The organism is Sphingobacterium sp. GW821-FHT03E03, from assembly GCF_059420745.1.
Window position 1 is genome coordinate 151,267 of record NZ_JBWKUH010000007.1, and the last position, 23,527, is coordinate 174,793.

29 protein-coding genes are annotated in these 23,527 nt (G+C 36.6%); 14 read left to right on the top strand and 15 right to left on the bottom strand.

The genetic code is table 11. The features are described from left to right. Positions 1-171 precede the first annotated feature (171 nt). Entirely contained in the window at positions 172-972 is an 801-nt protein-coding gene (locus AC07UV_RS11070; protein ID WP_495183768.1) for a 3-keto-disaccharide hydrolase, read from the top strand. A gap of 112 nt (positions 973-1,084) precedes the next feature. Next, a complete protein-coding gene (locus AC07UV_RS11075) occupies positions 1,085-1,543 on the top strand; it encodes a VOC family protein (protein ID WP_495183769.1) in 459 nt (152 codons plus the stop codon). 2 nt (positions 1,544-1,545) lie between these two features. On the opposite strand, the gene AC07UV_RS11080 is transcribed toward AC07UV_RS11075, so the two are convergent. Beyond that, positions 1,546-1,875, bottom strand: a complete 330-nt coding sequence (locus AC07UV_RS11080) for a winged helix-turn-helix transcriptional regulator (RefSeq protein ID WP_495183770.1) — start codon at positions 1,873-1,875, stop codon at positions 1,546-1,548. Between the two features lie 71 nt (positions 1,876-1,946). Then, positions 1,947-2,396 carry a hypothetical protein gene (locus AC07UV_RS11085; RefSeq protein ID WP_495183771.1) on the bottom strand — a complete coding sequence of 150 codons (450 nt, stop codon included), beginning with the start codon at positions 2,394-2,396 and terminating at the stop codon, positions 1,947-1,949. A gap of 74 nt (positions 2,397-2,470) precedes the next feature. On the opposite strand from AC07UV_RS11085, the gene AC07UV_RS11090 reads away from it, so the two are divergent. After that, the gene (locus AC07UV_RS11090; RefSeq protein WP_495183772.1) at positions 2,471-2,737 is read left to right on the top strand and encodes an anti-sigma factor domain-containing protein; all 267 of its coding nucleotides are present in this window, start codon (positions 2,471-2,473) and stop codon (positions 2,735-2,737) included. Between the two features lie 63 nt (positions 2,738-2,800). Here the strand turns inward: AC07UV_RS11090 and AC07UV_RS11095 are convergent, their stop codons facing one another. Together AC07UV_RS11095 and AC07UV_RS11100 are read right to left on the bottom strand one after the other, a co-directional pair. Continuing rightward, positions 2,801-3,634: a ferritin-like domain-containing protein gene (locus tag AC07UV_RS11095; protein ID WP_495183773.1), complete on the bottom strand. Its 834-nt coding sequence runs from the start codon at positions 3,632-3,634 to the stop codon at positions 2,801-2,803. 21 nt (positions 3,635-3,655) lie between these two features. Next, entirely contained in the window at positions 3,656-4,378 is a 723-nt protein-coding gene (locus AC07UV_RS11100; RefSeq protein WP_495183774.1) for a ferritin-like domain-containing protein, read from the bottom strand. A gap of 427 nt (positions 4,379-4,805) precedes the next feature. On the opposite strand from AC07UV_RS11100, the gene AC07UV_RS11105 reads away from it, so the two are divergent. Next, positions 4,806-5,135, top strand: coding sequence for a hypothetical protein (locus AC07UV_RS11105; protein WP_282255991.1), 330 nt, complete (start codon positions 4,806-4,808; stop codon positions 5,133-5,135). A 263-nt stretch (positions 5,136-5,398) separates the two neighbouring features. On the opposite strand, the gene AC07UV_RS11110 is transcribed toward AC07UV_RS11105, so the two are convergent. Beyond that, positions 5,399-6,475: a DKNYY domain-containing protein gene (locus AC07UV_RS11110; RefSeq protein WP_495183775.1), complete on the bottom strand. Its 1,077-nt coding sequence runs from the start codon at positions 6,473-6,475 to the stop codon at positions 5,399-5,401. Positions 6,476-6,650: 175 nt separating this feature from the next. Here AC07UV_RS11110 and AC07UV_RS11115 point away from each other — a divergent pair, with 175 nt between their 5' ends. The 3 genes from AC07UV_RS11115 to AC07UV_RS11125 all read left to right on the top strand — a co-directional run bounded on the left by AC07UV_RS11115 (position 6,651) and on the right by AC07UV_RS11125 (position 9,018). Continuing rightward, a complete protein-coding gene (locus AC07UV_RS11115) occupies positions 6,651-7,643 on the top strand; it encodes a phosphotransferase enzyme family protein (RefSeq protein ID WP_495183776.1) in 993 nt (330 codons plus the stop codon). A 233-nt stretch (positions 7,644-7,876) separates the two neighbouring features. After that, the gene (locus AC07UV_RS11120) at positions 7,877-8,371 is read left to right on the top strand and encodes an RNA polymerase sigma factor (RefSeq protein WP_495183777.1); all 495 of its coding nucleotides are present in this window, start codon (positions 7,877-7,879) and stop codon (positions 8,369-8,371) included. Further along, on the top strand, positions 8,362-9,018 hold the full coding sequence (locus tag AC07UV_RS11125; protein WP_282255986.1) for a succinate dehydrogenase/fumarate reductase transmembrane subunit: 657 nt from the start codon (positions 8,362-8,364) through the stop codon (positions 9,016-9,018). The genes AC07UV_RS11120 and AC07UV_RS11125 overlap by 10 nt, the downstream gene beginning before the upstream one ends. 120 nt (positions 9,019-9,138) lie before the next feature. Here AC07UV_RS11125 and AC07UV_RS11130 read toward each other — a convergent pair whose 3' ends face one another. Together AC07UV_RS11130 and AC07UV_RS11135 are read right to left on the bottom strand one after the other, a co-directional pair. After that, positions 9,139-10,158 carry an alpha/beta hydrolase family protein gene (locus tag AC07UV_RS11130; protein WP_495183778.1) on the bottom strand — a complete coding sequence of 340 codons (1,020 nt, stop codon included), beginning with the start codon at positions 10,156-10,158 and terminating at the stop codon, positions 9,139-9,141. A gap of 218 nt (positions 10,159-10,376) precedes the next feature. Further along, the gene (locus tag AC07UV_RS11135; RefSeq protein ID WP_495183779.1) at positions 10,377-10,532 is read right to left on the bottom strand and encodes a hypothetical protein; all 156 of its coding nucleotides are present in this window, start codon (positions 10,530-10,532) and stop codon (positions 10,377-10,379) included. Between the two features lie 62 nt (positions 10,533-10,594). Between AC07UV_RS11135 and AC07UV_RS11140 the strand changes: the two genes are divergently transcribed. Together AC07UV_RS11140 and AC07UV_RS11145 are read left to right on the top strand one after the other, a co-directional pair. Next, positions 10,595-11,737 (top strand): redoxin domain-containing protein, encoded by a 1,143-nt coding sequence (locus AC07UV_RS11140; RefSeq protein ID WP_495183780.1) that lies wholly within the window; start codon positions 10,595-10,597, stop codon positions 11,735-11,737. Positions 11,738-11,771: 34 nt separating this feature from the next. Next, positions 11,772-12,908 (top strand): redoxin domain-containing protein, encoded by a 1,137-nt coding sequence (locus tag AC07UV_RS11145; RefSeq protein WP_495183781.1) that lies wholly within the window; start codon positions 11,772-11,774, stop codon positions 12,906-12,908. A 536-nt stretch (positions 12,909-13,444) separates the two neighbouring features. Here the strand turns inward: AC07UV_RS11145 and AC07UV_RS11150 are convergent. Further along, a complete protein-coding gene (locus AC07UV_RS11150; RefSeq protein WP_495183782.1) occupies positions 13,445-15,163 on the bottom strand; it encodes a hypothetical protein in 1,719 nt (572 codons plus the stop codon). Between the two features lie 21 nt (positions 15,164-15,184). Beyond that, positions 15,185-15,370: a hypothetical protein gene (locus tag AC07UV_RS11155; protein WP_495183783.1), complete on the bottom strand. Its 186-nt coding sequence runs from the start codon at positions 15,368-15,370 to the stop codon at positions 15,185-15,187. Between the two features lie 466 nt (positions 15,371-15,836). Here AC07UV_RS11155 and AC07UV_RS11160 point away from each other — a divergent pair, with 466 nt between their 5' ends. Both AC07UV_RS11160 and AC07UV_RS11165 read left to right on the top strand, forming a co-directional pair. Further along, positions 15,837-16,094 (top strand): hypothetical protein, encoded by a 258-nt coding sequence (locus tag AC07UV_RS11160; protein ID WP_495183784.1) that lies wholly within the window; start codon positions 15,837-15,839, stop codon positions 16,092-16,094. 21 nt (positions 16,095-16,115) lie between these two features. Then, the gene (locus AC07UV_RS11165) at positions 16,116-16,340 is read left to right on the top strand and encodes a hypothetical protein (protein WP_495183785.1); all 225 of its coding nucleotides are present in this window, start codon (positions 16,116-16,118) and stop codon (positions 16,338-16,340) included. A gap of 127 nt (positions 16,341-16,467) precedes the next feature. Here the strand turns inward: AC07UV_RS11165 and AC07UV_RS11170 are convergent, their stop codons facing one another. The 4 genes from AC07UV_RS11170 to AC07UV_RS11185 all read right to left on the bottom strand — a co-directional run bounded on the left by AC07UV_RS11170 (position 16,468) and on the right by AC07UV_RS11185 (position 19,078). Beyond that, a complete protein-coding gene (locus AC07UV_RS11170) occupies positions 16,468-16,698 on the bottom strand; it encodes a hypothetical protein (protein ID WP_335994991.1) in 231 nt (76 codons plus the stop codon). A 334-nt stretch (positions 16,699-17,032) separates the two neighbouring features. Further along, positions 17,033-17,830, bottom strand: a complete 798-nt coding sequence (locus AC07UV_RS11175) for a hypothetical protein (protein WP_495183786.1) — start codon at positions 17,828-17,830, stop codon at positions 17,033-17,035. 185 nt (positions 17,831-18,015) lie between these two features. Continuing rightward, positions 18,016-18,273: a hypothetical protein gene (locus AC07UV_RS11180; RefSeq protein WP_495183787.1), complete on the bottom strand. Its 258-nt coding sequence runs from the start codon at positions 18,271-18,273 to the stop codon at positions 18,016-18,018. 343 nt (positions 18,274-18,616) lie between these two features. Beyond that, the gene (locus tag AC07UV_RS11185; protein WP_495183788.1) at positions 18,617-19,078 is read right to left on the bottom strand and encodes a VOC family protein; all 462 of its coding nucleotides are present in this window, start codon (positions 19,076-19,078) and stop codon (positions 18,617-18,619) included. A gap of 254 nt (positions 19,079-19,332) precedes the next feature. On the opposite strand from AC07UV_RS11185, the gene AC07UV_RS11190 reads away from it, so the two are divergent. Then, complete coding sequence (locus tag AC07UV_RS11190) at positions 19,333-19,869, top strand: cysteine hydrolase family protein (protein WP_495183789.1); 537 nt, start codon at positions 19,333-19,335, stop codon at positions 19,867-19,869. A gap of 309 nt (positions 19,870-20,178) precedes the next feature. Further along, entirely contained in the window at positions 20,179-20,589 is a 411-nt protein-coding gene (locus tag AC07UV_RS11195) for a hypothetical protein (RefSeq protein WP_495183790.1), read from the top strand. A 154-nt stretch (positions 20,590-20,743) separates the two neighbouring features. Here AC07UV_RS11195 and AC07UV_RS11200 read toward each other — a convergent pair whose 3' ends face one another. Beyond that, positions 20,744-21,151, bottom strand: coding sequence for a DUF5367 domain-containing protein (locus AC07UV_RS11200; RefSeq protein WP_495183791.1), 408 nt, complete (start codon positions 21,149-21,151; stop codon positions 20,744-20,746). 363 nt (positions 21,152-21,514) lie between these two features. Continuing rightward, positions 21,515-22,267, bottom strand: a complete 753-nt coding sequence (locus tag AC07UV_RS11205) for a DUF6794 domain-containing protein (protein WP_495183792.1) — start codon at positions 22,265-22,267, stop codon at positions 21,515-21,517. Between the two features lie 795 nt (positions 22,268-23,062). Between AC07UV_RS11205 and AC07UV_RS11210 the strand changes: the two genes are divergently transcribed. Then, positions 23,063-23,518: a hypothetical protein gene (locus tag AC07UV_RS11210; protein WP_495183793.1), complete on the top strand. Its 456-nt coding sequence runs from the start codon at positions 23,063-23,065 to the stop codon at positions 23,516-23,518. Positions 23,519-23,527 lie beyond the last annotated feature (9 nt).

Here is a 23,527-nt window from a genome sequence, read left to right on the forward strand (position 1 = left end):
AAAGTAAACCTTCCAAGAAAAGAATCTTTGAAAAGAGGCTATAGGGAAATCTGATTTGAGGTTTGAAAAGATAGAAGTGAACTTAGGTTATAGAAGATAGGAGGTTTGTTCAATGAAGCTTAATGGAATATATCGTATATTGCTATTCGATTTAAACCAAATAAGTATCAAATGAAAAAATGTATTTATATAATTCTAGCCGCTGCTCTGATGTTTGGTAGCTGTGCAGGAATGAGGGGAAATTCCGATAAGACAGGTTGGAAACCATTATTTGACGGAAAGGATATTAATGATTGGTTTGTCAAAATTCATCACCACGAAGTTGGTGAGAATTACGGGAATACCTTTAGGGTTGAAGACGGAATTATTAAGATCAGGTACGATCAATACGGTGATTTCAATGATCAGTTTGGTCATTTATATTATAAAACACCATTTTCTTATTATCACCTGAAATTTGAATACAGATTTGTGGGTGATCTTCATAAAGGAGCACCTTCATACACATTACGCAATAGTGGTGTCATGTTTCATTCACAAGATCCCCGAACAATGTTGAAAGAGCAAGATTGGCCCATCTCTGTGGAAATGCAACTTTTGGGTGGTTTAAGTGATGGCCAGCCACGGCCTACAGGTAATATGTGTTCCCCAGGGACTAATGTGGTTTACCAAGGTAAGATCGCTTCTTCACACTGTTTAAATTCGACTTCCAAGACTTATGATGGTGATCAATGGGTTAAAGGTGAATTGATTGTATTAGGTGATTCACTGATCAAACATATTATTAACGGTGATACCGTTCTTGAATACGCAAAACCGCAGATCGGAGGGGGGACAGCAAATGGGTATGATCCCAAAATTAAGATTGATGGTAAATTGTTGAGTAGCGGATTTATCGCCTTGCAGAGTGAAGGGCAACCGGTAGATTTTAAAAATATCTGGATCAAAGAACTCCCCCGACCAAGCAAGTAAAGATTGCTATGTTTTATTGTTTCTTTTCATATACTACATATACTAACAATTTTGTAACCCCTTTTATTGCTATCTATTGATAGGTACCTTTGGAAATATAAAACTTAGAAATATGGATTTAAGAAATAATATCATCGGTTTTCATCATATATCTATTAAAGCTAAAGACTTTGAGCATACTGTAGATTTTTATAAGAATTTTGGCTTCGAAATAGTACATAGCTGGTCTTTACCGGATTTCAATTTAGAAAAATGTGTGATGCTTCATAATAGAGCTATCAATTATTATTTAGAGATATGTGATGAAAATGGAGCTATACCTACACAGGGTAGAAAAAGAAAACCGGATGACGAATACATTGAAAATGCTTTGCTTCATATATGTTTCGTTGTAAAAGATGCGGATATGGCAAGAAAACAAGCTCTTGAATATGGAGCCAAAGACCTAAGTCAAGGCTTGTTTGAGTTGGATTTATCAAATGGTACCAAAACTGTTTCTGTGAGAAATAGTTTGGTATACAGTCCTAATGGGGAAGTGATAGAGTTTCTGGAAAAAATAGATTTTGGTTAATCTTAATCTTGACCATGAAATGCAGAAAGATCGATTAAAATTTTCTCGAGTTTCAGGCCTTTATTTGTCAATGTATACATTGACGAAACTTTACTCTTATTCTTTAAAATCAATCCATCATCCACTAATTCATTCAATTGTTTAGAAAGCGTCCGGTCGCTTATTTCAGGCAGAAGGAGTTTGAACTCCGAATAGCTCGTCTCAGTTTTAAGCAATTTGAATAAAATGGAAAGCTTCCATCGCCCACTAATTAATGATAGTGTTTTAAAAGCACTGCAATATTGTTGTAGTGCTTTTTCATTGATGGCATTGGTCGAATTTTCTTTACGCATATGTATTATAGCTTGAAAGAGTACAGTTTTTTTTATTTTTACTCCACAGTGCTTTGATCATCATTCTCTTATTAAACATCATTTATTTTACTTTTTTGTACAGAAATGGAAATCTTGTAGTTTCCTTTTAAATCTTGTGCCCTGCGTTCTGTAGTGGGATAGGGAGCAACATTTTGTAATTCAATGGTATATCCGTTGAAATTAGTAGATTTCTGATAACCTCTTGTTTGCATATCCATGGTAGCGAGATTCAAAATGACAGGTTTGGCCGCTTTTCTCGTTATTTCAATTTCGGCAACAGCAACCCCAGCCCATATACAATCAACTCCTTCAGGGCAACGGCTTTCTTCTATAATACGGTTGAACTTAATCTGCAACGGATACTTTTTCAATAGTTTTTGTTGTCCCTCAAATAGATCTATGCCTTCTGCCTCTTTTCCATATGTGTTAACATTCTTTTGGGAAGTACAACTTACTAGGCTATAGATCCCTAAACTCAAAATAAGAACTTTAGGTAGCATAATTTTTCCTTTATTACATTCACTAATAAAACTTTGTGTAATTATTATCCAAAACTAAGCCAGATCTCCATGCTTTGTTATTTTGGGATCAGCTCTCGAAAGCTGTTTACCTAAATCTTGAGCAGATGCCTGTTGCACCTAAAGGTAAGCAATATCAATTGTGGGCCATGGTTGATGGTAAACCAGTGAATGCTGGTGTATTTTCATTGGATGCAAACGTAGATGGTACAAGCAAAATGCTAGACATCCCCAAAGCACAAGCTTTTGCTATTACGCTCGAGGATGAGGGCGGCAAAGATGTGCCTACGCTTAGTTGGCTCTATGTGATGGGCGGCATCTAAAAAAATGCCCTGATTCGATAAACAAACCAGGACATGCTAAACAGATAAACTACGTTTTTTTTGTTACGCTTTAATAAATAAACCTGCGATATTAAGTACAGCTTCTGCAGAAAGAGGTTCATCAAAAGACTGGGTAGCCGCATTTGTTGATATTTTTCCCATAGCGCCAGAGAGGCCTGTGATGTCCACTCCAGCTTGTGTAATATTGTTTTCACCAGCATATATAGGGTCTACAACTGCACCGATGCCGGAGTCGTTGCTTCCTGTGATCCATGGTTTTTGATCAGCTGCGCCGCCGCCGCGGGCACGTCGCATTTGGCGGATGTGGGAAGCATGTCTCGCTTCTACCGAATGGATCTGTAAAGCTGCTGTAAGTACAACCCGATTACCAAGGAGTATTCCGGCCTGTCCTTTGTATGCTCGTACTCCAGTATCTTCAAAAGCTTGTGCGATAGCTAAAAAGGTGTCGTAATTGCTAAAGACATTACCAAAGGTACCACCAGCGGTAAAATCAAATGTAGGCTTGGAAACAGCTTTATTGCCAAGTACCTGTTTGAGGAAATTGACATGAGCAACTTCATGGTCGCGGATGGTGGTGATGGCACCAAGTGGCCTACCCGATGGAATAAGACCAGCTTTGGCAACACCCATCGTATAGTATTCTGCTTCGAGATATTCCAAGGTCAAGGCATAGTTAAGCACACCATTGACATCAGTGGGTGCAGTGGCACCATAAGCCTTTTTAAAAAGCTCGCTGATAAAAAAAGGGAGCGCCGCTAACGTTACTTTTTTGCTCATAGAAGCCAGGTTTTTAATAACTTCACGACGTGGGCTGATGCGATCACTAAATTCAGGATCTACAGCATTTATTTGTTCAAAAACGTTTAAGAGATTCATGATAATCAGATTTTAAGTGAATTAATAGGTGGGTAGATCCTTTACATCTATTTTTGATTTGATAAATGGTGCCGCAGCGCTCAAAACTACGCTAGGGCTCTTGGCCAGGTCAAGCCCATTTGAATCGACAACTTCTTGGTTAGCAAAACTACCATTGTCGATCATATCCCGCACCCAGGCAGCATGCCTGGCCTCAACCGATACGATTTTACCTGCTAAAAGGAGATAGTTCGGATCTTTAATCAACCAACCGGCACCGTTATAAGCTGAAACACCAAGATCTTCAAATGTTTTGGCGGTGGCTAAGACGGATGCTCGACTGCTAAAATTAATACCTGACAAATTGAATTCAAGACTAGATATCGCTTTCGCTCCCAAAGCCACTTTAAAAAACTCGCGATGGGCAATCTCGTGGTCACGGATATCTGTAAAGAAAGCTTTTTCCATATCGGAAATACCAGAATAAGGATTATTGACTAACTGGATGTAAAACGCAGCTTCAAGCTGTTCAAGTGCGTATGCATAGTTTAAGATGGCAATATCCCCACTACCGAAGTACATGCCTTTACCACCATTATCCATATCGTCATCACGGTCTTTTTTACAACTTGCCACTCCAAGAATGGCAAGTGAGGCAGCACTGGCGCCTGCAAATTTTAGAAAATCTCTACGTCTGAGATCTCTCTTTTCAAATTCACTATCGGAGGTCAATAGTAGCTCATTGTGTGGTGTTATCTTTTTCATAACAAAAGTCTTTTAGTTTATAATTTTTCTGTACTTATAAGCATTTACGACTTTTTGGATTGCTTGGATTGCGGAGATTCATTTTTTTTAAATTTGTACTGAAAAATTGAATTAAAGAATACCACCATCGCTTTTCATATTAGAATGGATGTTGTCATCCTACCTATTTCAAATGCCAAGATATTCAAATGCATTTCAGTTAAAAAACCAATTGGCAATATAAAATTGCGTTTTTCCACCTATTAGACCAAAATTTACCCCAACGAGCAACCCCGATTCACCTAGATTTGATTCGTAACTAACTTATAAACCAAATTTCAAGAAGGGAACTGGTAGCTAATTTCAACTGATAAACGAATCAATCAGGTGTGATTAATGATCTGGACCAATGGATAATTTTACGAACCGATAAAACAAATAGACCATTATGTTGACCGAAATAAATGCCTATATGCATCTAAAAAAATATATCAGCTTCAATGAGCTTGCTGATCTTGATATGAGTATTTTCTATTTTAAGAAAAGACCATTCGTTGTTATGGATTTATTTAATGAAAAGATCTATTTTAACGAGTGTGGATTAGAATGGCTGCGCACGGAAAAGCAAGTGGAATTGTCTGTTCAATGGATTCGAAGTAAATATCTTCCAACAAAAAATTGGGTCGGACTGGCCGTAGATAGCAAAAAAGATGCTTTAATTAAGCAACTGATCGATGAGTTTTATTTGGCCACATACAATATGTTACTTCGGAATTAGTGGAGACTTTTCAAATATAGATGCTGCAACAGTTTAGCTTTAAGTAACTTGTGCTGGAGGGACATTATACTTTCTTTGATACCTTTGCAAATTAGAAACAAGTATTTGATCTTTCTAAAGAACACAATTTAAAGCTTGTATTACAAGGTCATATGCATCTGTACGAATAAATTAAGGTGAAAGGAGTACAATTTACTACTGCTGGTGCTGTGTCGGGTAACTTATATCTCCTCCAGCGAGCTCCTTTCGGAGGAGATATTTATTTACACTTTATTTCCTGTCAAAGCGCTGAATTTATTACCTCGTTTGTCTTTATAAAAATCACCGTCTTTTTTAAAGCTTGCTGCATCTACACCTTCTAGCCGTTGTTTTCGATAATATACATTTTTAGTGTCCTTTCCGAAATCATGACCGATGGGTATAAATGTCTTTACATCCGCATTTGGAACTAGTTCCTGATTATAATATATATGGTTCTTGTCTTTTGAATAAGGGTTGTCTTCATATATTCCACCTTTTTCATCCACGGGAAATAACTGAAAAGAGGTGGCATCAACATCTGTGTATTTAAAATCTTTGCCTCGGAATAGGATGGTTTTATTGTTCACACAAATTATATCCTGATCAAGCATGCGAATGGTATGTATGGAATCAAATGATTTCGTTATGGCAGTAGAGCCCTGCTGAAAAGGGGGATAGCATATTGTATTTGCGATTCTCATATAATACTTGTTTATGGCTTCAACATTTCCGGTGTTAGGCATGACTGATCTAAAGTTTCCGATATTAGGCGAAACATAAACAGAATCTTTATCCTTCAGAAAAAAGTCATTGACGAATGCAAAAGTTTCCCGATCGGCCTGTATCATATCATTAGAGTAGAAGTAATGGTCTTTGTCCCGAGCCCAGTTGATATGATTGCTTATTATTTCATACGTTTTTGGATCTGCTCCTTCAATGATATTAAAGCCCAAGACCTGATCAATATAATATACGTGAAAACGATCTTTAGGAACTTGATTGTCGACATAAAAGGAATTCTTGTCTACCAGTTTCTGTGTCATATTACGAAAGTAAACCGAGTCTTTGTCTTTGCCTATATCTTCTGCCAAAACCTCAAACGATTTTGCATCAGCCTGCATTTGCAATACGCCCAAGCTAAACCAATTCCCATTCTGACAATAGACTACCTGTCCTTTGGAATCGATAAAATAGGAACTCGATTTTTGCTTATCAGCCAGTTCGCCAATATCCTTACATGAGGTACAAAAACTGAGTAAAATACAAGCCAGGAAAAAAAAGTATTTTTTCACTTGCCTGTTTCGTAGAATCGATGCCATCTTCTTTATAGTGTTCTTTTATATAAATTTACGCTGTGGAATTTAAAAAAGGGGAATTTTCTTGTAAAATTATAGATAACCAAAACTAATATTAGAGCTATGAGTGCTTTGGAATATTTGGTTTTGGAATGGATGTGTATTTGTAATCTGCTAAATATTCAGATATCTTTATGAAATGAAATCCGTTTTTACTGCTACTTATTCGACACTATGTCCAACTGCATTATCTTCGCTGATTTCAGAGAAATATAGACTTGAAAATGTTCAATGTAAATTTCTGCTTCGCGGGGTAGGGGATACCTATCTCATAGAAGCTTCTGAAGCCAAATTTATATTGCGGATTTATCGTTCATCGCATCGAAGTTTACCGCAGATAAGGGAGGAAGTGAAATTGTTGCACGCTTTAGAGCAGGCAAAGGTCTCCGTATCCTATCCAATCACTGATGTTTTTGGAGAAGCAATACAGAAACTCGAAGCAGTAGAAGGGGAGCGTTATGCGGTGTTGTTCAGTTTTGCGCGAGGTCGAGTCGTCCAGTTATTGAGTGAAAATCAGCTCCGTGTTTTGGGAAGCGAAATGGCACGTTTTCACAATATCGCATCCACAATTAGTTTGGGAGAAGCAAGATGGAGTTTTGATCTTGAAACAACAGTTTTTAAACCTCTGGAAAAACTAAGGTCCATATTTAATGAAAACGTCGAAGGACATAGCTGGCTTTGTGAAATGGCTCATCGTGTTGAACAAAAATTGTCGCAAATTGATATAGTGAGGTTTTCAAAGGGCTATTGCCATTTTGATTTTCTGCCCAAAAATTTTCATTTCGAGAATGATTCGGTGACTTTCTTTGATTTTGATTTCATGGGTTCCGGTTGGCTGGTGAATGATATCATGACCTTTTGGCAACATCTCATCTTAGATGTATACACCGGAAGGATGACACAGCATGCTGCTAATGAATCATATCGTATTTTTATAGATGGTTATCGTCTCAATCGCCCTATTAGGGATGAGGAATTAGCTGCAGTGCCCTATCTTTCATTGGGATTTTGGCTTTTCTATATGGGATTCCATACTACCCACGATCAATTCACTGCATTTAGCCAACCCTCGCATTTAAATTTTTACACAGCCTTTTTAAAACATATTGTGGATAATTATTGGGACAAGTGATAGTTTTCACTGCGAAATAATCACACCCAAGATACTTTTTTTGTACAGAGCTCTCAAAAGATCGTTTGTGGATAACAGCAATAAGAATCCTTTAAACACAATGAGTTGCGGTACAATGTATCCGATATTTTAAAGAATACGATCAGCATGATTTTTTTACTTGTGCTGTAATGTTTTTAATTTTTTAGAGACTAACAAACAAGTGAAACAAAATAAAACATCCTCAGAAAAGTATGGATATTGAAAGAGACTTTATAAGGTTGATAGCTTCCAATCAGACGATCGTACATCGTATATGCTGCATGTATGTAGACAATAAAGCCGATCGGGAAGATTTATTTCAAGAAATCGTATTACAGGCTTGGAAATCATTCAAAAGCTTTAGAGGTGATACCAAATTTCAAACTTGGCTATATAGAGTGGGATTGAATACGGCTATTACATATATCAAGCGGGATCGCCGGCACAATCTCGCAGAATTACAGTTTGATCAAGAAAGCTACTGCGAAATTATTTACAGCGAGGATGAGGAAATTTTGCTTATGTATCAGGCAATAAGTAAGTTGAATAAGGTGGAGAAAGCCTTGGTAGCACTCTATCTTGAAGACTATAGTTACAATGATATCGCTGAGACTATGGGTATGACGCCCAATCATGTAGCCGTAAAAATATCGAGAATCAAAACAAAATTGAAGGAACTAAGTAAACAACTATCACCATGGAACTAGATCAACTGAAATATAAAATGCAAAAAAATAGTATTGATGGCCAATCGACAGTGATTAACTTACCTGAAAATACTATTGAAAAAATAACAACACAAAAATCAGCAAGCTTGCTTGATCTGATCGATCGGAACTCAGGGAAGAATATGCAGTATCGCTCAATGCTTGTCATCCTTGCTATTGGTATTGTTCTGTATTACTATGACAGCGCTTTCTGGGGCTACTATTTTGTTCTTGGCTCATTGGTTGAATCGGCGATGATTTATGTAACCTACAAATTACGAAAAAATATTCTTCAGAGTTATGAGGAAGACTTACCCTTAATTGATCGCTTCAAGAATATACAACAGCTTATCTCAGCTTATTTGAGGTTCAATAGATTGACAGGAATAGTGCTGTATTTCATACTGATCATGGCACTCTCTTTAAAGAATATTCATTCCTTTAATCTTGCTTCAATATTCGACGCTGTGGTCCTTTTTAGGTTTGTTCTCTATGGGCTAATTTTCTATTTCGTGCATCACTACTTTTTTAAAAAATTTGCCAAACCTCATCAAGATATGGTGGTGGATCTAAAATATTATATAGCTGAATTGGAAGAGCTACCTGTAGAAGATCTGAATGAAAGGCAAGTGAATGATATAAACTAGGTAGTGCAATTAAGATGGTCAATTCAATAAGCGCCCCTGGGCTATATAAAGTTTCTGAAACAGAGCGTTCTCAGGTTCATTTTAGTATTTCATGAATTTTACTTTTTAGTGCACCCTCTTTTATCTCGTTTTTTCGTTTAGATTTTTGATCCAGTTTAGGGCTATTTTAATAGGGGCTGAAGAATCCGAAGCTGTTAGAAAGTGTCCCATTTCTGGAAATAGACAATATTCAAATGGTTTTCCTTCAATTTTAAGTAAATTGAGATGGTCAATTGATAAGCCGACAGGAATTTGCACATCCTGTCCACCAAAAAGCCAGAGTCCAGGTGTATCTGTGCTGCTAAGGGATACCTGCGGATCGGTTGTAATAAATTTATATTTATCGGGCGCGTTTCGGATATGATCTCTGACCTCTTGCTCGGTGTGATCCGTCCAGAAATTTGCCTTTCCTTCAGTAAAAAATTGAAAACGGAGCTGTTCTAATGTAGGAACTACCGCCCCACTAAAAATGACCGTAAAATCCACCTTGTTTGATTTAATTGATGCCAAAGGGATAATCCAGCCAGCCTGGCTGAAACCCAGGAGACCAGTATATGTTAATTTTTGCCCAAAATAATTTTTGAGAGTTAAAACTGCTGCGTTAGCATCCTCTGCTAGAAGATTGAGGTTTGCGGAGTCAATATTATTCGTGCCAACTTCGGGACCCGCATATTCCCCTCCTGATTCACCCACGCCTCTCTTATCATAAGTTAGAACAGATATTCCTTTTTTTGCCAACTGCGCTGCAAACTCACTATATCTAAGTTCTTGTCCAGATCCATGAACCAGAACAATTCCAATTTTCGAATTTAAAGCATTGAAAATTGTCCCTGACAATTCAATCCCTTTACTTTTAAATTTTATATCTTTTACTGTGTATGCTGTAGTTTGAGCGATTATGTTGGTTGTAGTAAGTAATAGAAAAAGTAAGAGTAAAATTACGCTTATATGTAATCTCTCTTTCGCATAGTGAGCTAATGATTTACGATAAGAATAAGCTATACATAAGTGTTTTTGCATTGGGGATCTATTTTTAAAGTTATGTTGCTTAAATGTTAATGGTGCACTATTATTTTCTGCATCTAACTTAGTTAATTCCAATTTCTTATCTTGGTGTTATTTAGGTGAAGTGCTTGTTTTAATCGGTAAAAGTACCAATACATCGGTGAAGAATTTAATGAATTTTTTCTGGGTTTGATTGGATACTGAATTTTCACGCCTCGGAACTATTGATTTATGGCACAAAAATACTTTAGAAGTAACTTATGAAAATGATTTTTTAACTCTACTTTGGTTAGTCCTTGGAGTATATAACTGGCCTACATGTCCTCCAGTTCTTCTTTTGAATAACCGCCGGTACAATCCATACAAGCGTCCGCATAAGCACTATATTCATCATGGGCTGCACCTATTTTTCCAAAGAGTGTGATGATGCGGTCTATTCTTATGCGAAGTCCATAAAGGTAATGGATCAAAACCCCGGGATGGAAAATAACCCTTAAAAAAAAGATATAAGTTTCATTTAAATAATTGAAAAATGATAAAAATTACAATCGCTACATTAGCTAGCCTGGCTGTGCTTTGCGCCAATGCGAAGCAATCTTTCTCCATACAAGGCCAACTTTCTGGCCATCATGACGGGAAAAAAGTGCTCTTACAGTATCCTAATCCAGAGGGGTTGAAAGACCTGATAAAAGACTCCACTTTTGTCAAAAACGGCACGTTCAAATTTGAAGGAAAGCTATTTAAAGACGTAGAACAGGCCATATTGATTCTGAGTGAGCCCAATGAAAATGTAGATCTCTCTGAGTATTGGAAATATTATGAAAGAGACCTGCAATATATTATGCTCGAAAACGACAGCTTTCAATTATCAGGCTCAACGATCAAAAAAGCCCATATAACAGGTGGTAAAGTACAAGTGGATTTTAACTTGCTCAATGAACAACTAAAACCCTGGAGGGAGAGGATGCAGTTGCTCTCTCAACAGTCTTTAAAACTTAGTAGAAGCGGGCAGGAGAAGGCTGCGGAGGCACTTCGACCACAAATGAAGCCAATTACTGCCGAAATAGAAAACATAGAAAATAACTTTAGAATTAGCCACCCCGATTCCTTTGTTAGTCTCTATCTGATTGCAATGAAAGGTGGTATTGATCATCCAGATTTTGAATCTCAATTTAATGCGTTAAGCCCACGCGTTCAAAATTCAGACCTTGGAAAAACATTGGTTTCCACATTGAATGCAACCAGAGTTGTTGCTGTCGGCAACAGGGCATCGGACTTTACCCTAAATAGCACACAGGGACAACCGATCTCATTATCGTCTTTCAAAGGTAAGTATGTATTGCTTGATTTTTGGGCAAGCTGGTGCAGTCCCTGCCGGGATCTTCACCCCCATATGATCAAAGTATACGAAAAATATAAAAATAAAAATTTTGAGATCGTTGCAGTATCCATGGATAGCAAAAAAGAAGCTTGGCTTAAAGCGATTAAACAAGATGGTATTCCCTGGATACAGCTAAGTGATTTAAAAGGTCTTAAAAATCAGGCAGGGATTCTTTACGGCATTACAGCAATTCCACAAAACTTTTTTATAGATCCCGATGGTGTTATTATTGGCAAAGAACTAAAAGGAGAAGCACTTGACAAAAGACTTGCTGAGGTCTTGGATGTAAAATAATGCATTCAGCATTTAACACGACAAATAAAAACATATGATAAAGATTGTATTATTTACCATCATGAGCCTAATTGGGCTCTACGGTTACGCTCAAGACGCTTACCTTATTAAAGGAAAATTGTCGGGTAATTACGAAGGCCATAAAGTCTTTTTGCGCTATATGAATCCGAATGGCCTTAAAGAGTTTATTGTAGATTCGACCTATGTCATAAATGGCAATTTTATATTGAAAGGCATACTTGCCAGTGATATGGTAAGTGCTAAATTGCATATGACTGCCGTCGGAAAGGAGCTGGATCCGCTAGACTGGAAAAATTATCATAAACTGGATCAACAGGAATTTATGCTTCAAAATGCTGAATTCCATGTTACCGGACCCGATATCAAGCAAGCCCGTATTACCGGTGGCCCTGTTCAGACCGATTATTTGGTTTTATCGGATATTGTAAAGCCGCTTCAGCAAAAAGCAGATTTGATTTCAAAACAGATGATGGAAAATGCTGCTGCTGGTCACTCGGAGGCCAACAAAGAACTCGGGCCAAAATACAGCAGCATGGCTAAAGCTGTAGAAGACGCTGAGATCAAGTTCCTTGATACGCACCCAAATTCTTTTGCCAGTCTCCTTATTGTCAGCAATCAAATGGGGGTTGAAAACCCAAAGTTTGAAGAACGTTTCAATAAGTTGAGCACAGGTGTCCGCAGTTTGTCATTAGCGAAGGCTCTTCAAGAACAGTTAAATGCCCAAAAAACTGTTGACATTGGAAAGCATGCCATTGATTTTGTGATGGACAATGACAAAGGGCAACCTGTTTCCTTTTCTTCCTTCAAAGGCAAGTACGTATTGCTTGATTTTTGGGCCAGTTGGTGCGGTCCCTGCCGTGCTGAAATGCCATTTATTAATGAAATTTACCAAAAGTATAAAGACAAAAATTTCGAAGTTGTTGCGGTTTCAATAGATAGCAAGAAAGAGCATTGGCTAAAAGCGATTAAAGAAGACAAAATGTCCTGGGTTCAGTTGAGCGATTTAAAAGGGTATAAAAATGACGCGGCCCTAAAATATGGGGTCATGGCAATACCACGTAATTTTCTGATCAATCCGGAAGGAGTTATTATCGCAAAAGACCTGCGTGGAGAGGACATTGAAAAGGAATTGAGCAAAATTATTAAATAGCAATCGAATGATAACTAAATTCAATATTTGCAAGAAAGTTTTACTGGCATGTGCTTTTGTATTTTCTGAACTGAAATTAATAAATTTTTAAAGGACCAAATTATTTTATTCTTTTTCCTCATTTTCAAAACTGCTTCGTGTCCATTTTTCCCTAGAGTCTTTCTTTCTGCTTCTTCACCATAGTCAAGATCAAACAGATCCTTTAGAGAGTGATCATCATTACAAAGCTATTGAGGCTGGCTTGTTTTTAAACCCATCGAATTCGACGGGTTTAAAATTGGGGTTATACATATTTTCCCAAAAACCTATTAGTTCAATGGTATTGCTATTTCTCCTCTAATTTTTTCAAAGGACAGTCCCTTATTTTCATTATATATTTGAATAATCTGTTGGCCTACAAAGGTAAATAGGTCAATAAAGAATATTTTCGGATCTAATTTAAATAATTATACCCCGGGAATTTTATTTCTCGGGGTATAATTCAAGTGACTATTTATGCCATTTCAAAAGCTTATAGATTTAAAGCTTTTATTAATTTAATTATTAACAATCTGTCTTACACAACGGATGTTTCTCCCCTCGGCTTTATTGAGATTAGGGTAAGTTACATTTCCCCAAGAGAATAGCCAGGCAACCCTTGTAAATGCTGACTTCACAGCAAATGCTGTATTGGAGTCTCTATTGTCGGAAGTCCAATAATGACATTCCCCAGAGGCAAAAGCACCTAAAGCGATACCGCCCGGGCTCCCTATTACTGATGTTCCGCCACCAATTGCACTCGGTTTAGTACGGTATCCACCAAAAGATAAGGTAAGGTCATTGTCGTCATATGCCGGATTACTAGGGTAATCACTGTCTCTATTCCATTTGTATGCATATTGCGCACCCCAGAATAATCCCAACACCTCTTGCTTATCATCAGGTTGTCCGATGGATTCCCATTCTTGTTTTGTTGACATACGCCATGTTCCTTCCGGATAAACCGAAGCACAAGGATCCGTGCTGCCTGCAGCCCCCGTTGGTGTAGAAGATTTCCAGTTCCAGAATTCTGTGTCCTTAGTAGCAGGAGTTGATCCTCCTGGATTGGATTTTAATCTATATTTGTCCATCTCAGCAGCGTTATATACCAGGTTGGATCGTGCCCATAAAACACCTTTAACTTTAACTGGAGATTCAATAAGGCGGATATTCAATCCATAGGTACTGCCTATTGTCGGAGTGTAGGCGCCAGGATAAGTGTAAGTTAATGGTGTAAATGTTCTTACACGCGAATCATCCAATGTAACTTTCAACGTATTAAACTTCATCTTGAAACTATTGGCAGGAATTGTTTCCGTGCTCAATGTGAAGAAGCTTGCTACTTTAACTGTAGCAGCAGGATTTCCACTTTCCTCTACCATCGAAGAGCCTAATACCGCTTTGTCTACATTTACCACATTATTAAACTGCCCCGTTAGCATATTCAAATCACCCATTTGCAAAACAGTCGTATTTGTACTGTTTTTAACTAATGAAATGCTCGTACTATTTTCTATTCTGGCAAAAAGCCCTCTAACATTCAATTTCACCTGAATTCTAGCGGTCATGCGTTTAAATGTTATCTCTAAATAATTCTCACCATTTACTGTATTGACACTGCCCGAAGCATACAATACATCTTTGTTCTCTAGCCCACTACGGGAGACCACTCCGGCACCATTTACATCAGGAACACTTGCATTCTTTTCATTTACAGATACGGCATACCAAGTATATTTCTTATTGGCGTCCACCTTGATCTGTGGATCCACTCCTGAAGTAACAACTTGATTAACGACTAGAGCGTTAGCAGCATCGTAGATCAGAAGACGGAATTTAGTGCCATTTTCCATTTGAGATGATGCCACCGCTTTCGTTGTTCCTGATGCGGCTTTTTTGCTCAATGTATCAGTTGAGCTGGCCTTTGTTACAACCGGAACGTCGTTACCAAGTGTACCTTCACCAAAGTCCACAAAAGCGTCCACGCTTCCAAATGATACTAATGATTGTTTATTAATGCCGCTATTTCCTTTGTTGGACATTTTTACGTTATTTCCTGTTCCACCGATTATTGCTTCTTCTATTCCTTTCACACCAACTTTCAGTACAGCACCATCTCCGGTTGGTGCCATCTGTTCTTCTTTCGAAGAGCAGGATGTGAAACTGGCTAGTAATAAGTAAAATACGGCCGCTCCGGAAATGTTTCTTCTTAATTTATTTGATATTATACTTTTCATCTTGTCTTTTTTTGTTTAAGATTAAATATCAAAGTCTGAATTCTGACTGCCGTTATCAAACCAATCTTCAGTTTTAGGACTGGAAGGATTAGACGTGCCACCTGGGTTGACCGAAGCAGATCCTGCAGCAATACCTTGTTCTAATTCAACAACCGTAGCGGTTACTCTTGGTACCACATAAGGTTTGTGTTTTTGTTGTTTTTTCATACTTAAAATTTTTTAATTAATGATAATTGTGATTTATTTGGCATAGTCATTATTACGTGAGCAAAACTATATCCATAAATGTTAAAAATCATTGTTTTGTAGTGTGTTATGTTTTGTGTGTAGTTGTCAAACTACTATAGTGTAGCGCAATGGCTACAAAGTGTTGTATTTTTCATTTATACTTAATATTTCAAATTTAGATATATAGCATATTTTAACATTAAAAATATTAATGTTAACACATGTATGTTTGCACTTTTATTAAACATTGTCCGATGTGTGAAGTGTGAATGTGTGTGTTTTAATCATGACTATGTAGAAATAAATCTACATGTTGTAATTGGGCGTCTACAAGCTTGTAATGAGAGGCAGATAAAATACTTTTTTTTTATAAAAAGAACCACATTTGCTTGAGATATTTCATCATCCGAAGTAGACAATAAGTTATAACCCAAAATAAACTGCAATGGAAAAAGATAATAATGATGGCAAGAGAATCTCGAATAAAGCGAGGGTCCAATGTGCAATTTCAGATATAATGAAGGGTTATTTATTTTTACATGAGGCCGTAGAGAAATATGAGGTTCCCGCTTCCACCATTATTCTACATTTAAAAAAAATCCAAAAAGAAAAGCAAAAAGAAAAGAAAGATCCCTTACCAATTAACAATGCTAAAACAGTAGCTAAGGAGACCACCGACTCGAGAAAAAAAGACGATAAATAAATAGAATAAACAACCGAACAAATGAAAAATAGTAAAAACATTATTGAAATTTTGGATAATAGATATAGCGCCTATTTGGAAGACGAAGGAAAATGGCTTAATGAAGGGTTTAAAGGTCTTTTTACTGAGAAGGGCGAGCAAAAGGAGAATTTAAAAACATCAGTATATCTGATGTTACCAAAGGAGATTAGGGTATATGTGGATCAGCTTTTATCGGACGAAGGGCGTTTGAAATCTACTATGTAGCTACGAGCTTTTTTTGAACGGCTTTTCATGTAGGAGGAATTAATGATTTCCGACCCAATATTCAGAATTAGTTGGTATTATTTTAATTGGCGTTTGTAAAAAATAAAACTTGCCAAATTGAGGGATCCTATTTCTGAAATCTGGTTTTATAGGCAACGTCAAATTTCAGCAATATCTTAAAATAATCTAATGTATCTTCCTCATGGAAAGCATCACGGATAGACTCATCCATATCATAAAGCAATGCAAGCTTTTCTGAGTATGAAATTAGCTTCTCGTGTGACATTGCCATAACTTGAGTATGATTATAGTTTTCCTTTATTAGCATGTCTGAAATTTCATCGGACAGCCTTAACATTTCATTCCTGTTTATCAACATAAATATTTTATATAGTACTGTTATAAAAAGTTGCGTTAATTCAATCCTTTCAGGTAGTCTAGTTCATGTCAATCCCTTCCCTAAAGAACCTATTTTTACTGGATCTACTACATGGTTTAATAAAATTACAGAATTTCACTAATATATTCGTCTCTGGATTATTGAATCAGTAGTATATTTTTGGGTGTTTTCTGTCGTAAATTATAATTTGACCTCTCCCCGAAAAACAGACGGATTTTCTATTTAGAACACTCCTAAATTCGGGGAGAGGTCAATATCTGCTCCCTCTATGGTCAACCATTATTTGGTTAAGTCAAGTCCTTTTTTCGAGAAAGTTATTGATTTCTTTATTTAGAGACCAAATCGAAAAATAATAAAACCCTAGATTTAAAATTCCTATCAATGCAATCATAGCTGTAAGCCCTTCGTCTTTATACATTTTGTATGCAATTATTGAAAAAACAGGACATAACAGAAATAAGATAATGGCAATTATTAATGATTTCTTGTTGAATTTTTGTTTTTCTACAATAACTGCGATATTCCTGTTTTTTAGTTCTTTCTGATAAGACAAAAATGATGAAAATTCTTTGTTTTCACCCATCGCAAATCCAGTTCCTTGTCCGATTAGATCTTTAATTACTAAAAATTTTATGTCGGCCGGATTATCTGCTTCTATTGCATTCAATTCATTGTCAAGTATGTTGTAGAAATTATTTAGCGAATTGTAAAATGCGGACAATTGAGTTATGTCAATTTCCAGCTTGTCATCGGTTTCAAATTGTGCTTTGATATACGTAATAAAATCATCAAATAGTGGAATTGTTTCTGGAAAATGCTTTTGTAAAAATATCCTGCTTTTTGACGAGTTCATATTTAAAGCTTGTTCGCTTATTGTAATACTATTGGGATTTAGTTCTGAAAATTGTTCAAATTTCTGTTGATTATAGGCTTCTTGATGCGCTAGAGACTTTTGCCAATCCTGAAAATATTTTTTTAATATTGTTTTGTCTATAAGTGTAATCCAAAAAAATGGCAATGAATTGTTTGCCTCAAAGAGGTATAAATTTCTGCCGGTTTTTCTCAGATATAAATAACTTCTATATCCCATTTTCTGAATAAATTATTGCTCAACTCTTGTTCTATTTTCAATACTAAAAATACATGAAAACTTTTCTAATATATCATCAAATCGAGCAAAAGAGACAGTCATATTAATATAATCAATTTCATTTTGAGTGAATACGGCTATACTTGAATTATTCTGTTGTCATGTTATACAAAGATTATAGGGAATCAATTTTCTTTTTTATCCAACACAGTTCGTAATGTCTTGTATATTCCTAAAAGTAGGATGATCAGGCAAGTCAGTGTTAGGCCAAGATATTGCACCACCCAACCAATAAGAATTGCAACAATATGGATCTTGCCGTTCTCCGGCCTGAACATCGCCCCTGAGAAAAGGTAGAAGGCAAAGGTCATGAACACGCCCAACCAGATCAGCGCATAAACATAATGCAGCGGATTTTTACTGAATTGATAATTTTTCAACATCGTCATCTTAAATTTAAATATATATAGATTTGTGTCTTGTTTATGAAAAGATTTACAATTCGCTTGATGAGATTTATGAATCGTTGGGTCTTCCTAACCATGTTGAAGAAGGTCTTGACTCATGATTAACGATCCCGTTGAAACTCCAGTTATCAGTTGGGGGGCGACTATATCCAAATATATGAGACAAAGGCTGGCGCAATAATCAGAGACGGATTTACTGAATTTGTAAGGAATCCTGAATCTATGGGTGAAACCTCCCGGACGTTTGCTGCGTTGCCGGGAGGTTTACTTTTTCCAGTTTACACGAGTGCTGGAACATGTACTTTATCGTTACCTAGTTTTAGAAATCAGCAATAATGATCTTTTTCATTCCCATCATTTTTTTGAATGCGCCTGGTCTTTTGTTCAGTTCCTCCCAATTTTCAGGAGAAACCTGCCAGCTTAATCCGTATTTGTCTTTCAGCCATCCACAGACGCTCTCCTGTCCTCCGCCTGATGTAAGTGCTTCCCAGTAGTAGTCTATTTCAGTCTGATCTTTACAGGGGATCATCAACGAAATAGCCTCGTTAAATTTGAATATCGGTCCTGCATTGATCCCGATAAGACGCATTCCCAAAATCTCAAACTCTACGGTAAGTACTTTTCCGGCAAAATCCTTCTGGAAATCAGCCAGTCCTTCGGGTTCTGAATTTGGGTAATAAGTAATATTGATTATTTTTCCATCTTTGAAAACCGATAGATAATATTCTGCGGCTTCCTGTGCATTGCTGTCAAACCAAAGGTTTGGAATTATCTTTTGCATAGCTTTATATTTTTTGGTTATTTTTTTCTTTTTCAGTATCGCCTATAATTGATACTCCTCTATTTCATTCTATCTGAATTTTGATCATTTACAGTCTTACAAATCTAACAGATTTGTTCTTCGACCGACTTGGCATAGGATAAGAAATAGAACCGCATATATAACGTTTTGCATCTCGTTTGTGATCTAATGTGCTGTTTGATAATGAACATTTGTTATATTTATCCATCAAATTATCGTTAAATGAGTTTAGGATGAAGGCCTTATTAATTATAGATATGCAACAGGGCAGTTTTAAGCCCTATACGCTGCGGTATGATACCTTTGGTGTCATTGATCGGATCAACGAACTATCTCAACAGTTTAGAAAGAGCGGTGACCCAGTTATTTTTATACAACATGATGGCACAAAGGAGAACAGCTTCCTTCCTGGTACAGAAGATTGGTCTTTATTGCCTGAATTGATCAGAGGTCCTGAAGATATATTTGTTTCTAAGACAACGAATAATTCATTTTATAAAACTGATCTTCAGACGATATTGAAGAGTAGGGGAGTGAAGGAACTGATCGTGACCGGATGTGCGACAGATTTCTGTGTGGATGCCACGATAAAATCAGCGCTAACAAGAGATTATTTTATCACCGTAGTTTCTGATGGACATACGACGGCGGACAGAACAATGATCCCCGCTAAGCAGGTGATAGTCTATTTCAATTGGTTATGGTCAGAAATGACAGCGACGCAAGGGATGATCAAAGTTGAATCCTGTGATGCTATTTTAGCGACTTAAGTATTGAGCGGATATACCATATGTGGTACACAAAAGAAAGAAAATTATCATTTTTTATTGCTCTGGCCTATGTCAGTATAGGTACTTTATCTGTATGTTCGATTTATCCTGACGACCCGTTTTATAACGAATAGTTTCTTGTTGGTCTTGTATTTACATTTCCGGTAACTATTGTAAGTTTTGGATATCGTTATGTCGAAGGGAACCTACTTTACCCGGTATTTGTCATTCAGGCAATTATGTTTGTGTTCACTTTTTTTATCCTGAGTCATCTATTAAAGGCAAAAAAATAAATAAGAGCGACTGAAAATGACGGAATTAACGACCCGGGGCAATGATTTTGTATTAAGCTGGCAAAATCCACATCAGCGAAATGAGGTATGGTTATCCATGAGTCAAAATGCAGGAGAGTCGTGGTCTAGCCCACATCTGATCACTTCCACTGGAAATCTTCTTTCTACTGCCTTTAGCAATGATGGCGGTATCCATTGTATCTATTCGGATTTCAGTGACCAAAAGTTTTCTGTTAACTACAGAGCACTAAACGATAACTATTCCGTGGCGAAGGAAATGTATTTAGCAAAGCCGGTAGTATCGAGTACTTTTAAAGAATATCTGGGTGCTTATCAAAAACTCCTTGTTCAGAATAAGGAGCTTTTCGCCTTTTGGATAGATTATCCCAATAATAGTACATTGAAATTTACAAAATGGAAACTATAGTTGTATAATACAATTTTACTAGTTTCAATTTTATACAGAAAGCCGTTTGATCAAAAATGGCTTTCTGTATAAATTCGAATACATTTTTCTCCTGTGTCTTTTCTTTCTGCTCCTTCACTATAGTCAATATTTTCCATAGCCCATGTCTGTGTTTTTAACCTTTGTCAATATTTTTATTTTGTCGCAACCCAATAAAGACTGATGTTAGTAATACTACGCTGTATGCCCACATTAGCCAAGAACCAAATGTTGCAGCTTGGCCTGACGGCATGTTGGGGTAGATTTGTTCAAAAAATTGAATAACGAACGTATCGAGAACCATTCCTGGTAATACCAATAGCACGCCAGCGACTATATTTTCAAGACCTGAAAGTTTAAATCTTTTAAAAGTTAAGACTGAAATCAAAATCAATGCAGGGATTACAACTATATATAAACTAGTAAGTATGGCTGTTGAATCTGTGATAAAAAAGAACTGTCCCGCAAGACGAAAAGCCAACGTTGCCAAAAACCAAATTAAAAATCCTACAGCAAGTACTGGTAAAACAAACGTTTTTTTCATTTTCAAAATTTTGAACAAAGGTAGTAATCACTAAATCCTGCTTTCGGGACTCAGTTACAAGAAAACCCTATGCTTGATGATGAAATTACAGAAATTTTTGTAAATATTCTGGACTTTTGCCATCAAGGCTTTGTATTCAATATCGTCACTATCAAAATTCCTCAACTAGCTTATTGAAATATCTAAAATTGTTTGAAAATAGCAGGACCTTTAGTAAATATTAACTATTTTAGTTGATAACAAGGAGGTCTACGTGCATGGATATATAAGGATTGTGATACTGTATTAACGCGTATTAATAATTGATCGAAGAAGTATTATTTTGTCAGCTTTATTCCGAGCATTTTTCTAATTAGTCAATATTTATGGAGTCCAATACTTTTTATAATATTTTAGCTGTGATTTTACATCGGGATCTTTCCCCTTTAATTTCCGATAATAACTCGTTAATATGATACCGGACATGTCGTCAGGATGTCTTATTCCCCGTTTGGCGAAATATGCGGAAAGCCTTGAACCTCCCCAGAGTCCCCAGTTATTTCTCATCCACATTCCAAATCCGAAATGTGCGCCAGCCATAAACTCTAACTCTGTCATTTCTCTTACTTTATTTTTAGTGCTATCATCCCAGAACGAGTCTATTTGGTCAAAGCAATCTTCAAGGTTTTTCGGAATATAAATACCGGCAATTGTGTCCGCATTCATTCGCTGTTTAATTTCCTTTTTCAGTTTGTTTTCCTTCAGTTTGAATGACTTCAGGATAGAATCTTCTTTTACATAACCATCTGAGAGCAGCAGTTTATAGTATTCCAAAATGACATCTTTTTTAAAGTTATATATTCCTTTATTATTTAGATATGTAAATAATGGAGATTTTCGGACCGAAAGGAGCGAGTCAATCAATTCAAATTCACTGTCAAGTTCATCACTAGTAAATTCACTTAACTCTTCCTGATCAATATCCTTGATTACGTTTTTTAGGCTATCCGAAACAATAAGATTTAAGAATGAAGCTGTTTCTTTCAGATTTCTAGGAAGGGAGTTTTGCGCATAAGTCGATGGCAGTGACAAAACAACTGATATAAGTGCAAGCAGTATAAATTTTAGGATAGTCATATAATTGATATAGAGCAATATTAAATAATTAGATTTTAAACAGTGCTTTGAACTAATTTAATGAATTTATTCTTTCTGAAGATATATGAATCGTCAGAATTACTACAGATATGTTCGTCTTCTCGGATTATGTTGCTATTTTTTAGGTATGATCTATTTCAATTTTTTAATCTGAAAAGGAAATCGAGATTGGCCTGCAAGAAGGGATGACCTGGACTAAGTCGATGCCCCGACGTTTTCGTATTAGAATATCGCCATTTTGAACAATGGTGGTAAAATCTTCAATAGCCTATTATTTTGTTTTAAAGTCCGTGAAACTATTTCTATTATAACGATGCAGTCCATTTAAAGTACCAAACCATATGCTGCCATCGTTAGCTTCCGTGATTCCAAAAATCAGGGCTTCACCCGATCGGATGATTTCAGGAGGCGTGGAGGGATCTGATAACGATTTTGAATTGTAACGGGAGAGAATCCAACTTTTTGTCTTGGTGGGCGGTTGTGAGACATGCTTGAAGTCCCTATTGACAACACTATCCGAACTAGTCCTCGCTGCAGGAATTGATTAAAAAAGAAAGCAGCAGTAAAATGGAAATGTTCATTGCATTGTTCATATGCTATCAAAGTTGGTTGAGCGAAAATACTTTGATATCTTTATAGTTGACCGTTCAGCATTGTAAATTAAATTGTAAACTTTGTAAATAACGTCCGCTTACGCGATTTGATTTCAAAAATCTTCCTAGTAGAAAACATTGATACATTATTGGACTAACATTCGTATTCCTATCTATCGCATTGATCGGTCTGGCATTCAGTAAGGAGGGGAGGAGTAGCTTTGATGAAGCAAAAACAGAAATTTTACTCCGAAAACTTGGACACCAGCTGCTCTTACAGTCGGGCGATAGTACATCACGGGTACTTCCTATAGAGCGGATTACAGCAGATGAATATCGGATTAGATTTGAACAGCATCTTAGCTTTCGGCCTGATTCACTCTTAAATACAGCGAAACACCTGTTGGCCGAAGATCCTTTCACACATAATTATATTGTCAACGTTCTTAACTGTGCAACAAATACTATAGCTTATGGATTCGCTATCGCTGGAGATAAAGAAGATGATATTGTACCCTGTTTAGGCAGGGAGCAATCTAGTGGGTGTTACACCATTGACATTAAATTCAAATCAATAGAACGTGAAGGGAAGAATATTTATTATCAACATTGTTGTGGTCCGTGGCAAAGGCCATAAGCTTGAATA